The organism is Paenibacillus sp. CECT 9249, from assembly GCF_918697855.1.
Taxonomy (GTDB): domain Bacteria; phylum Bacillota; class Bacilli; order Paenibacillales; family Paenibacillaceae; genus MSJ-34.
On record NZ_CAKKLI010000079.1, the window covers coordinates 1 to 12,086 of the forward strand.

Sequence of the window (12,086 nt, forward strand, 5' to 3'; positions counted from 1 at the left end):
TTGGTGGCGATGGCGGAGGGGTTCCACGCGTACCCATCCCGAACACGACCGTTAAGCCCTCCAGCGCCGATGGTACTTGGACCGAAGGGTCCTGGGAGAGTAGGACGTTGCCAAGCGATCAAAGACCGTTATCGAGTCAGCTCGATGGCGGTATTTTTTATGCGGAAAAAGTAACGTTGCCATCTCTACACCCTTTCCGTTAACTTATTGCATTCCTTGCCCTTCTGTCGAAATCCCCTTGGTTCAGAAAGTCGCAACAGGCTCCCCGGTCTGGGTTCGTGATCCCTGCTACAGAATCGAATATTGGGATATTCCTCTATTACAGAGTAATTTCCCTTAGCCCTGAGTGAAGGGGATTTCGACAAAAGGTGTAAAAAAGGAACGGGGAAGGAACTGCCGCAGACCGCATTTCATTTATACTGAGCGAAGGGGATTTCGACAAAGGGCGCAAAAAGGAGAAACGGGGAAAGGAGTCACTACGGCAGGCCGCTATGTTCCCATTCTGAGCGAAAGGGACTTCGACAGAAGGCGGATAACAGGGGAATACCAGCGTCGGAGACACTGTAAAAAGTCGGCGGGTAAGGAACAGTAACCGTGACTCAACCTGACACTCCACCCGGAATCTCATGCCCGAACGATCTCACCACGAACTACTTCTCCCGGACTACCTTGCCGCTAAGAACCCCCGTGATGTACGCCATAGCAACTGCGAAAATCCAGTTAATTTCAGCAAAAACGCGATAATTAGGTCGAGCAACTGTAATAATCCAGTTAAAATGGCCGACAATCGGGACAAAGGGTGGTTTGCGCTTCGAGCAACTGGATTTTTGCAGTTGCTAAAGCGAAATCGGGCTAATTGAGCAATAATAACTGGATATTTGCAGTTACCACAACACGGCGGAGAACAGGCCCAACAAGCACACCAAAAAATCCCTCCAAACCCTCCAATCCCCTTTCAATACTTTGCTGATTTCCGTTAATAATACGGGCAGAGGTGGTACATCATGAGAAGACAAACAGTATATCCCATTCTAGCACTATGTATTGCAAGCTCAGTAGCGTTGAGCGGCTGCAATATACCGAGCCATATTCCCGGATTATCGTCAAAATCTAATGCCAAAGCCGAATCGCATCAGCATGGCCGCCAGACCGCAAAGGGGAAACGAACTGCCGCACGGTCGAGCCAAACCAAAGGCGCCGCAACCGCGGACAAACAAGACAGCCATGCCAAGAACAAGAGCATACATAAGAACAAGCACGGTGATTCGCTGCATGTCGGCGAAGGCATTCACGAGACGGAGTCCTACAATGTCAAAGCTACCGCCAACGACGAGGTCAGCCCCCTTTCCGGCGAAACCACGCCGCGCCCGCACCAAAAACTGCCGAAACGCGTCAAAGCCAAAGGCATTTACGTATCCGGTTGGGTTGCGGGCAACGAGGAGATGCTGGAGAAGTTGATCCGGCTTGCCGACAGAACCGATTTGAACGCGTTCGTCATCGACGTCAAGAATGATTTCGGCAACGTAACGTATCAATCCAACATCCCGCTCGTTAAGCAACTTCGAGCCGATGCGGATCCGCCGATACACGACATAAGCGCATTATTGCAAAAACTGAAGTCCAAAAACATTTATACGATCGGCCGGATTGTTACGTTCAAGGACCCCCATCTGTCAAGGCATCAACAACAGTGGGCCATGAGGACCAAATCGGGGAAGTTGTGGCGCGACAGCGGGAAGAAATCATGGGCTGATCCATACCGCGAGGAAGTATGGCAATACAATATCGATATTGCAAAAGAAGCGGTTGCGCACGGCTTTGACGAAATTCAATTCGACTATGTGCGATTCCCGGACAATGCCAATAAAGTGGACCGCGAAGTTGCCTACGCGAATGAACAGCAATGGACTAAAGCGGAAAATGTGAGCCAGTTTCTGCAAAAAGCGCGCAAGGAAATCAACGAGGCGGGCGCTTACGTGTCTGCAGACGTGTTCGGTCTGGTAACGTCGGCAGCGGACGACATGGGCATCGGTCAAATATGGGGACAAATCGCGCAAGCGGTCGATTATATTTCCCCCATGACCTATCCCTCCCACTACTCCAGCGGATTATACGGCATTTCCAATCCGGATTTGAATCCGTATCAAGTTATCCGCCAAGCGATGATCGACGCAAAGAGCAAGAACGAGGAGATCCACGAGGAGGATGCGTACGCCGTCGCCGTCTTGGACGAACAGGCGAACCGCCGCGTCGCCGCCATTCGCCCTTGGCTGCAGAACTTTACGGCGACCTGGATCAAGCCGCATCGCCGGTACGGCACGGCTGAAGTGAAAGAACAGATTAGGGCGTTAAAAGACGAAGGAATCGAAGAGTTTCTGCTATGGAGCCCCAATTGCAGATATACGTATGAATAAATTGGCAAGCCCGGCTTTTTCGACATTTTTACAAATGTTTCGTAACACATCCTTGACAGCCCATATCCCCTTTGCTAATATTGCAATAATATTCTGAAAAGAAATGTAAAGAAACGATCTTTCCCAACCTTGCCGGCAAGGTTGGGAAAATTCAAAAAGGGAGGAACTTTCTGGTGTGGGAAACGAAGTTTGCTAAGGAAGGATTAACATTTGACGATGTGCTGCTGGTGCCTCGCAAGTCGCAAGTGCTGCCGCGAGAGGTCGATGTTTCAACAAAATTAAGCGATTCTGTCAAATTGAACATCCCGTTGATCAGCGCAGGAATGGACACGGTCACGGAATCTGCGCTTGCGATCGCAATTGCACGCGAGGGCGGCATCGGGATCATTCATAAAAATATGTCCGTAGCTCAACAAGCGGAGGAAGTGGATCGAGTCAAAAGATCGGAGAGCGGCGTCATTACCAATCCGTTCTCGTTAACGCCGGAGCACCATGTATACGATGCCGAGGAATTAATGGGGAAATATCGTATTTCCGGCGTGCCGATTGTGGATGACAACAAGAAGCTTGTCGGCATTTTGACCAACCGCGACCTTCGCTTCGTTCATGATTACTCCATTAAAATCAAAGATGTCATGACTCGCGACAACTTGGTAACCGCACCGGTCGGAACGACGCTGCAAGAGGCGGAAGTGATGCTGCAGCGCCATAAAATCGAGAAGCTGCCATTAGTAGACGAAACGAATACGTTAAAAGGACTTATTACAATTAAAGATATCGAAAAGGCAATCCAATTCCCGCGCGCAGCGAAAGACGCCCAAGGTAGATTGTTGGTCGGGGCCGCCGTCGGCATCTCCAAAGATACGTTCGAACGGGTAGAGGCGTTGGTACAAGCAGGCGTCGACGTGATTACCGTCGATTCGGCGCATGGGCATCATGTGAACATTCTTGAAGCGGTTCGGAAAATTAGAGCTCTGTATCCGGATTTGACGATTATCGCCGGCAACGTGGCGACGGGCGAAGGGACGCGCGATTTGATCGAGGCGGGAGCGTCCGTCATCAAGGTCGGAATGGGACCGGGATCGATCTGTACGACTCGGGTCATCGCCGGCATCGGCGTGCCGCAAGTGACGGCAGTGTACGACTGCGCGAGCGTTGCGCGCGAGTACGGCATTCCGATTATCGCGGACGGCGGAATCAAGTACTCCGGTGAAATCGCGAAAGCGATCGCGGCCGGCGCCGATGCGGTTATGCTCGGAAGCCTGTTCGCCGGCACGGAAGAGAGCCCCGGCGAGTCCGAAATCTATCAAGGACGCCGATTCAAAGTTTACCGCGGCATGGGTTCGCTCGGCGCGATGAAGGAAGGAAGCAAAGACCGCTACTTCCAGGAAAACGACAACAAGCTCGTACCCGAAGGTATTGAAGGCCGTGTAGCCTATAAAGGGCCTTTGGCCGATACGATCCATCAGTTGATCGGCGGACTTCGTTCGGGCATGGGATATTGCGGCGCGGCGTCCATCTCGGAGCTGCAGAACGATACGCAATTCATTCGCATTACCGGGGCCGGCCTTCGCGAAAGCCATCCGCATGACGTGCAAATTACGAAAGAAGCGCCAAACTATTCCCTATAATTCCAGATATTCAACCAACTATTGACAGCAATTGCGCATACGCGACAAAAAGACAGGGTCTTCCAGCCCTGTCTATCTTTTTTTGCGGAAATCGGTATGTTACAATAAGTGAATATGAAGAGAGGCACATGGGCTGAGAGGAGTTGTAAACAGTTGAAACAATCGAGAAGCAACAAGCAAAATGTACACAAACGTTCCATCTTCCAAAAGAGCATCGCTATCATACTTTTATTCCAAATGTTATGTATATCGATCGTTCCGGCCGTGGCCTTTGCGGAAGGAGAACAAACCCAAACGAAACCTCCCGTTAAAGCGACGGCCGAATCGCTCGGTCTGGAGGTTAGTTCGGCCATTCTGATGGAGGCGACGACAGGCCAGATTTTGTTCGAGGATAATGCCGACGTGCCGTTGCCGCCGGCCAGCATGACGAAAATGATGTCAGAGTATATCGTTGCCGAGCAGGTGAAACAGGGCAAACTATCGTGGGATGAAGTGGTCACGGTAGGCGAACATGCTTCCTTGACGAGAGGATCGCGTATTTTCCTCGCTCAAGGAGACCAGCATACGGTTGAGGAGCTCTACATAGCAATGGCGGTCGGATCGGCGAATGACGCGACGGTCGCGCTCGCGGAGAGAGTTGCCGGAACGGAAGCCGAGTTCGTGAAGATGATGAACGAGACGGCAAAAGAAATGGGCATGAAAACGGCGCATTTTATCAATTCGACCGGGCTGGATCGCGGGGATATGCCGGAGAAATACAGACCGGCGGGCGACGACGAGACGGTGTTGTCCGCAAGGGATGCCGCCATATTGGCGCAGCGAATTGTTACGGATCATCCCGACTTTAGCAAATTCACTGCCATACAACAACACTACTTCCGTCCACGGGACAAAGATCCCATTATTAACTTGAACTGGATGCTGGAAAGCAACGAATCCATTCCCAGCTTTAAGCGGTACGCATATAAGGGACTCGACGGGTTAAAAACCGGGCATACCAAAGCAGCGGGATATTGTTTTGCAGGAACCGCCGAAAGAGACGGCATGCGCTTGATCAGTGTCGTGATGGGGGCGAAAACCGAACCGCAACGCTTTATTCAAACGAAAAAAGTCCTCGATTACGGTTTCGAGAATTTCGCATTGAAAACAGTCATTTCGCCGAAATCGACGGTCGAAGGCACGGAAAAAGTGAAAATCAAAAAAGGCGTTAAAACGGAAGTTCCCGTGGTAACGCAATCCAATGTCAATTTTGTCGTGCCGAAGAACGGGAATATCGGCAATATCGAATCGAAAGTGGATATTAAGAGCGAGGACGAGCTAGTTGCGCCGATTCAAAAGGAGCAGGTGGTCGGCACGGTGACGTATACTTATAATGACGGCGGAGCCGTGCAGGAAAAAACCGTCAACTTAATCGCTACCGAGGACGTGGACAAGGGCAGCTGGTGGAGATTGTTCTTCCGCGCGATAAAAGACTTTTTCGTCGATATGTTCAACGGAATTAAAAATCTGTTCTAAAATGGGTTAATTCCGAGTTGCCGGGTTGTATATTTCAGGTGCATATTGTAAAATAATTTGTTAGATCAACAATCAATCATACGGTTTGACAAGCAAACGATGTATATAAATTGTGGGGGGCTGACTGTGATGGAGACGGGTACATCTCGTGTAAAAAGAGGTATGGCTGAAATGCAAAAAGGCGGCGTCATTATGGACGTCATGAACGCGGAACAAGCGAAAATCGCGGAAGCGGCGGGTGCCGTGGCGGTTATGGCGTTGGAGCGCGTTCCTTCCGATATTCGCGCTGCAGGCGGCGTGGCCCGTATGGCCGATCCGACGATTCTGGAGGAAGTGATGAAGGTCGTTTCCATTCCGGTCATGGCCAAAGCGAGAATCGGCCATTACGTGGAAGCGAAAGTGCTGGAAGCGATGGGCGCCGATTATATCGACGAAAGCGAAGTATTGACGCCTGCGGATGAAGTATTCCATATTAACAAGCACGAGTTCACCGTTCCTTTCGTATGCGGCGCCAAAGATTTAGGCGAAGCGTTGCGCCGGATCGGAGAGGGAGCTTCGATGATGCGCACGAAAGGCGAGCCGGGAACAGGCAATATTGTAGAGGCCGTAAGACATATGCGTCTCATCAACAGCCAAATCCGCAAAGTGCAAAATTTATCGAAAGATGAATTGTTCGGGGAAGCGAAAAATTTGGGCGTTTCGTACGACTTGCTGCTGCAAGTGCATGAAACCGGCAAATTGCCTGTCGTAAACTTTGCCGCCGGCGGGATCGCAACGCCTTCGGACGCGGCCTTAATGATGCATTTGGGAGCGGACGGCGTATTCGTCGGATCCGGCATTTTCAAATCGGACAATCCGGAGAAATTCGCGCGCGCGATTGTTGAAGCGACGACACATTACGAAGACTATAAATTGATCGCGGAAGTATCCAAAAACTTGGGCACGCCGATGAAAGGAATCGAAATCTCCAAGTTGAACGCATCGGAGCGGATGCAAGACCGCGGCTGGTAAGAAGAAGGGATCCAGGATGAAAATTGGAGTGTTGGCGCTGCAAGGCGCGGTGGCGGAACATATCCGCAGTATCGGGAAAGCCGGCGCCGAGGCCGTTGCCGTAAAACGCACCGAGCAGTTGCAGGAAGTACAGGGACTTATCATTCCCGGCGGGGAAAGCACGACGATCGGCAAACTAATGCGCAAATACGGTTTTGTCGACGCGATCCGGCAATTTTCCGAACAGGGCAAGCCTATTTTCGGCACTTGCGCCGGTTTGATCGTGCTCGCGGAACGGATCGAAGGGGAAGAAGCGCACTTGGGTCTCATGAATATGACGGTGGCCCGCAACGCGTTCGGCCGTCAACGGGAAAGCTTCGAAACCGATCTTCCCGTCAAAGGGATCGACGAGCCGATTCGCGCCGTATTTATTCGTGCCCCCCTCATTAAGGAAGTGGGCCCTAACGTTGACGTATTGTCGACATACAACGGTGAGATTGTAACTGCAAGACAAGGGCATTTATTGGCCTCGTCATACCATCCGGAATTAACGGAAGATCCGCGTTTGCATCAATATTTTGCGGACATGGTGAAGGCCGGCTCTGCTGAATAGAAGGAGCGATTGCTGATGTTGGATGTCAGAATCTTAAGAAACGAATACGAACGTGTCGAGCAAGCCTTGCAACATCGCGGCAAATCGCTCGATTTAATTAAAGATTTCCCGCAATTGGACGCACGGCGCCGTGAAATCATCCAGGAAAGCGAGCAAATGAAAAACCGCCGCAATGTCGTTTCGCAAGAAGTAGCCAAGCTGAAGAAAGCCGGCGATAATGCGGACGCGCTTATTGCGGAAATGCGAGAAGTATCCGACCGGATAAAAGAGATGGATGAAGAGCTGCGCGGCTTGGAATCGCAAATTGAGGAATTGGCGCTGGCGATTCCCAATATTCCGAACGAGAGCGTACCGGTAGGCGCGTCGGAAGAAGATAATGTCGAGATCCGCAAATGGGCCGAACCGACGGCATTTTCCTTTGAGCCGAAAGCGCATTGGGACATTGCGCAGGACTTGGGCATTCTCGATTTCGAATCGGCCGCTAAAGTGACCGGTTCCCGGTTCGTGTTCTACAAAGGACTAGGTGCGCGCCTTGAGCGTGCGCTTATGAATTTTATGATGGATTTGCACAGCGGCGAACACGGTTACGAAGAAATTCTTCCTCCGTATATTGTCAACCGCGACAGCTTAATTGGAACAAGCCAATTGCCGAAATTCGAAGAAGATTTGTTCAAGCTGCGCGATACGGAATATTATTTAATACCGACCGCCGAAGTGCCTGTGACGAACTTGCATCGCGAGGAAATATTGGACGCGCAGGATTTGCCGAAGTATTTCGTTGCGTTCAGCGCTTGCTTCCGTTCCGAAGCGGGGGCGGCCGGCCGCGATACCCGCGGATTAATTCGCCAGCATCAATTTAACAAAGTCGAATTGGTCAAGCTGGTTAAACCGGAAGACTCGTACGATGAGCTGGAGAAGCTGACGGCCAATGCCGAACGAGTGCTGCAATTGCTTAAGCTCCCGTATCGCGTCATGACGCTTTGTACGGGCGATATGGGCTTTGCGTCGGCGAAGACGTACGATTTGGAAGTATGGCTGCCTGAGAGCAAGACATACCGCGAAATTTCGTCCTGCACCAATTTTGAAGACTTCCAGGCGCGCCGCGCGAATATCCGCTTCCGCCGGGAAGCGAAGGGCAAGCCGGAGTTCGTGCATACGTTGAACGGCTCGGGGCTCGCGATCGGCCGGACGGTGGCGGCCATCTTGGAAAATTACCAACAAGAGGACGGCAGCGTCTCGATACCGGAAGTTCTGCAGCCGTACATGGGCAACATCAAGGTCATTGCCAGAAAATAGCCCTTGAAATGCATTTGAATACTATGGTACAATCGAATTTGTCATGACGCCTGCTTACCGGTATGCGATTTGCATTCCGGCGACGAGGCGGCGAGCAGACGATTTCTACCCGGAGAGGTACCGAAGCGGTCATAACGGGGCGGTCTTGAAAACCGTTAGGGTGCAAGCCCACGTGGGTTCGAGTCCCACCCTCTCCGCCATTATAAGCGAATAACATAAGCCATGCTGTCGTTTGAAGCGACTGTATGGCTTTTTTACATTCGGAGGAAAATCCGTTAGCGAGTGCATAAAAGGACCTTCCTTATCGCATGTTATTGGATAGGCGTCTATCCGAATCATGCTAGTTGGAGGTGTTCATTCTGAGCAACGAAGAGTTGGTGTTAGATCAGCGGAAGCTGGTGCAGGCATGGAGCAATACGTTGCCGACGACGCTGCGCGACGGCGAGCATGCCATCGTGACGGCGGACGGAGCGGATCCGCATATGCTTCGAATTCATATCGATGCGGCGGGCCGCCAAATGTACTCTTTCGATTTCCAATGCACTTATGTCGATTCGCGGGAAGTGAAGGTCGATCTCGTGGATGTCGAACGGGACGGGACGACGGTCGATGAACGGACCGAATCGATCCAGGAAATGGCGCAAAATTATGTGCGTCATATCCATGAATGCGCGCAAGCGCTGCATGACGTTACGCATCCTTGACTTATCAACCCAGTTTGAAAGGAGATGGCATCCTTGCCGAAAGCGAACAAACATGCCGATAAAAATTTACGCAATGTCGTGGAGGAGTTGAACGAGACTCCCGTTACGAGCCATCAGGCGCAGCAATTCCAACAGGATGCGAACGATCGGCGCCATCAGGACGCGCTCAATCACGACGAACCGACCGATTTGCAGCATCCGCATTCGTAGCCTATTGGGGCGGAAGCGGCCGGATGCAGCCCAATATGACGGAATAAGGGAGGCGGGAACATTATGAGCAAGCCGAAGAGCATCCCCGTGCCGGAAGCCATGGAAGAAGAACGGCATCATGAGGGAGAACGAAATCGCGCAAACCGGGAACCGTTATCCGGTTCCAAAAAAGTGAAACAGCGCAATCATGTGAGTCATCATAACACGGAAGGTTAGCCCAAATGCCATGATGAAACCTCGATTTACAGCATCCTGTGAATTGAGGTTTTTTATTGTGTCTATTTTTTAGTATAATGAAAAAACAGACTTGCAGCCTGTGAGAAAGATTAGCGCGAAGAGGCCGCGCGCAAGAGATTGAAAGGAGAATGTTATGCAGCAAACGAACATACCGTCTGTACCTCAACCGAAAAAAGCGCATTTGAAAGCATCATGGGCAGATATATTGACAAGAGGCGTCTTTATTGCGATTGGCGCCACCCTGATGGCCGTTGCGCTCGAGTTTTTTCTCGTCCCTAATTCCATTATTGACGGTGGAGTTACTGGGATATCGATTATTTTCTCGCATTTAACGGGGCTCCCGCTGGGTCTGTTGTTATTTGCGTTAAACTTGCCGTTTCTGTTTATCGGCTATAAACAAATCGGAAAGACGTTCGCATTATCGACGTTATTCGGGATTGCGATTATGTCCGCGATGACGGCAGCGTTCCATCACGCCCATCCGGCGACGGACAATGCGCTGCTTGCCACCGTTTTCGGAGGGATCATCCTCGGGGTCGGAGTCGGTCTCGTCATCCGTTTCGGAGGCTCTTTGGACGGAACCGAAATTGTCGCCATTCTGATTAACAAGAAAATCCCGTTTTCCGTTGGCGAAGTCATTATGTTTTTCAACCTGTTCATTTTAAGCAGCGCCGGTCTGGTATTCGACTGGGACCGCGCCATGTATTCGCTTATGGCGTATTACATCGCATTTAAAGTGATCGATATCGTCGTCGAAGGCCTTAACGAATCGAAGTCGGTATGGATTATTAGCGATCAGTACAAAGATATCGGCGATGCGCTCGTGGACCGCTTGGGACGGGGAGTGACTTACTTGAACGGCGAGGGCGGATTTTCAGGCGATGACAAGAAGGTGATCTTCTGCGTTATCACCCGTCTGGAGGAAGCGAAATTGAAATCGATTGTAACAGAGCTCGATCCTGCCGCATTTCTGGCTGTCGGCAATATTCACGATGTCAAGGGCGGACGGTTTAAAAAGAAAGACATTCATTAGCGGTTTTAAGAGGTTGTTCAAAAAGTGCTCTTTTGATCACGAAGTATATCTAGACCTTCCCGGTGCTGAAAAGTTACCTTTTTGAACACGCATTTTAAGGGGAATTATTGGTTATCGTTTTAGTACCTTTCAGCTATTTTCATTTCCGGCCGGCTGGGTTATGATGTTTTAGGTGCAAAATATTTTCATGGAGTGAGAGGAGAAACACATTGAAGAGAAAAATATGGTTGTCGATGTTGGCTTGTATGTTGGTCGTTATGGTCGTACTATCAGGATGTGCGTCCAAGAAAGACCCTAAAGAATCCGTACAGGCCGCAATGGAAAATGCTTTGAAAATGAATTCTTACGAATTGACAGGATCTCTCAAAATCAACGAGTTGTCTGTCAACGATCCCGCATTGGAGCAGGACCCGGCTGCAGGGATGGTCTTGAATTTATTGAAAAACGCCGAGGTTAACGTCTCGGGCGTATTCCAGAAAGACCCGATGCAAATGGAAATGACATTGGAAGTGAAGCTGCAGGGGGATATGGCAATCACGCTTTCGGTTCCGATGGTCATTACAGAAGACAAAATGTGGATGAAAATTCCGAACATCCCGATGCTTGGGCTGCCGGAGTCGATGGTGGACAAATTTATCGAAATCGATATGAAGAAGCTTGCTGAAGAACAAGGCGCCGATTTGAATGTCGGAGCGCTCGATTTGACCAAATCGCAAGAGTTGAGCCAAGAATTGACGAAAGTGGTCCTCGGCGGATTTGACGGCAAAACGTTCTTCTCCGATGTGAATGTGAAAGAAGCAGGGCTGCCGGAAGGCGTGGATGCGAAGCAAGTCGTTAAGTTCGATATTACCGACAGCAATCTGGAACAAGCGGTCACAGTTTTCGTCAAAGACGTGCTTCCGCAAATTCTCGACCTTATGTCGAGTGACAAATATAAAGATATGTTCCAATTGCAGCAAGAGGAAATCGATAAGTTGAAAAAAGAGATCAGCGACGAAGCCGAGCTTAAGAAGGCTTTGGAGGAATTGAAGAAAGCGGTCAAAATCAATCAGTTCTCGATAACGACAGCGGTAAGCAAAGACGACTATCCGGTTTATCAAGACGTCAATGCCAACCTCGATATTACGAATGAAGGAACGACGGTGAAGCTAGGTTTGCAGGCGTCTTCCCAATATTCGAAAATTAACGAGAAAGTCGAATTCAAAATCGGCATTCCAACCGATGTCATTACGATGGAAGAACTGGAACAGCAATTTAACTCTTTTGGCATGTAATAGGGAATCCATGGTAGGGGCGGCATTGCCGCCCTTTTTTTCATGGCGTGCCCAGCTAAGCACGCATCTTCTAGCCGGTGAAAGTCCGGTCGCGGGAAGGGCCAAGCCCCCGCGTAGCTAGGATACCTACGTATGGCGAAATCTGTACGTAGAAGCGTATCGACGAAAG

11 protein-coding genes, 1 tRNA gene and 1 rRNA gene are annotated in these 12,086 nt (G+C 50.4%); all 13 read left to right on the plus strand.

Annotated features, from left to right (window positions below):
• The 13 genes from rrf (at nucleotide 1) to LQ229_RS26300 (ending at nucleotide 11,917) form a co-directional block, all read left to right on the plus strand.
• Nucleotides 1-116 (plus strand): 5S ribosomal RNA (rrf, locus tag LQ229_RS26240).
• 888 nt (nucleotides 117-1,004) lie between these two features.
• The gene (locus LQ229_RS26245) at nucleotides 1,005-2,414 is read left to right on the plus strand and encodes a putative glycoside hydrolase (RefSeq protein WP_230193347.1); all 1,410 of its coding nucleotides are present in this window, start codon (nucleotides 1,005-1,007) and stop codon (nucleotides 2,412-2,414) included.
• Nucleotides 2,415-2,587: 173 nt separating this feature from the next.
• A complete protein-coding gene (gene guaB / locus LQ229_RS26250) occupies nucleotides 2,588-4,045 on the plus strand; it encodes an IMP dehydrogenase (RefSeq protein WP_216540889.1) in 1,458 nt (485 codons plus the stop codon).
• Nucleotides 4,046-4,159: 114 nt separating this feature from the next.
• Nucleotides 4,160-5,560, plus strand: a complete 1,401-nt coding sequence (locus LQ229_RS26255; RefSeq protein WP_230193348.1) for a D-alanyl-D-alanine carboxypeptidase family protein — start codon at nucleotides 4,160-4,162, stop codon at nucleotides 5,558-5,560.
• Nucleotides 5,561-5,686: 126 nt separating this feature from the next.
• Entirely contained in the window at nucleotides 5,687-6,571 is an 885-nt protein-coding gene (gene pdxS / locus LQ229_RS26260; protein ID WP_216540888.1) for a pyridoxal 5'-phosphate synthase lyase subunit PdxS, read from the plus strand.
• 16 nt (nucleotides 6,572-6,587) lie between these two features.
• Nucleotides 6,588-7,163, plus strand: a complete 576-nt coding sequence (gene pdxT, locus LQ229_RS26265) for a pyridoxal 5'-phosphate synthase glutaminase subunit PdxT (protein WP_216540887.1) — start codon at nucleotides 6,588-6,590, stop codon at nucleotides 7,161-7,163.
• Between the two features lie 15 nt (nucleotides 7,164-7,178).
• On the plus strand, nucleotides 7,179-8,459 hold the full coding sequence (gene serS / locus LQ229_RS26270) for a serine--tRNA ligase (RefSeq protein WP_230193349.1): 1,281 nt from the start codon (nucleotides 7,179-7,181) through the stop codon (nucleotides 8,457-8,459).
• 111 nt (nucleotides 8,460-8,570) lie between these two features.
• A tRNA-Ser gene (locus LQ229_RS26275) sits at nucleotides 8,571-8,659 on the plus strand.
• A gap of 156 nt (nucleotides 8,660-8,815) precedes the next feature.
• Nucleotides 8,816-9,163, plus strand: a complete 348-nt coding sequence (locus LQ229_RS26280) for a hypothetical protein (protein WP_216540893.1) — start codon at nucleotides 8,816-8,818, stop codon at nucleotides 9,161-9,163.
• Nucleotides 9,164-9,196: 33 nt separating this feature from the next.
• Complete coding sequence (locus tag LQ229_RS26285; protein ID WP_230193350.1) at nucleotides 9,197-9,373, plus strand: hypothetical protein; 177 nt, start codon at nucleotides 9,197-9,199, stop codon at nucleotides 9,371-9,373.
• 63 nt (nucleotides 9,374-9,436) lie between these two features.
• Complete coding sequence (locus LQ229_RS26290; protein WP_216540884.1) at nucleotides 9,437-9,589, plus strand: small acid-soluble spore protein P; 153 nt, start codon at nucleotides 9,437-9,439, stop codon at nucleotides 9,587-9,589.
• A 202-nt stretch (nucleotides 9,590-9,791) separates the two neighbouring features.
• On the plus strand, nucleotides 9,792-10,643 hold the full coding sequence (locus LQ229_RS26295) for a YitT family protein (protein WP_230193351.1): 852 nt from the start codon (nucleotides 9,792-9,794) through the stop codon (nucleotides 10,641-10,643).
• Nucleotides 10,644-10,852: 209 nt separating this feature from the next.
• Nucleotides 10,853-11,917: a DUF6612 family protein gene (locus tag LQ229_RS26300; protein ID WP_230193352.1), complete on the plus strand. Its 1,065-nt coding sequence runs from the start codon at nucleotides 10,853-10,855 to the stop codon at nucleotides 11,915-11,917.
• The last annotated feature ends 169 nt before the right edge of the window (nucleotides 11,918-12,086 follow it).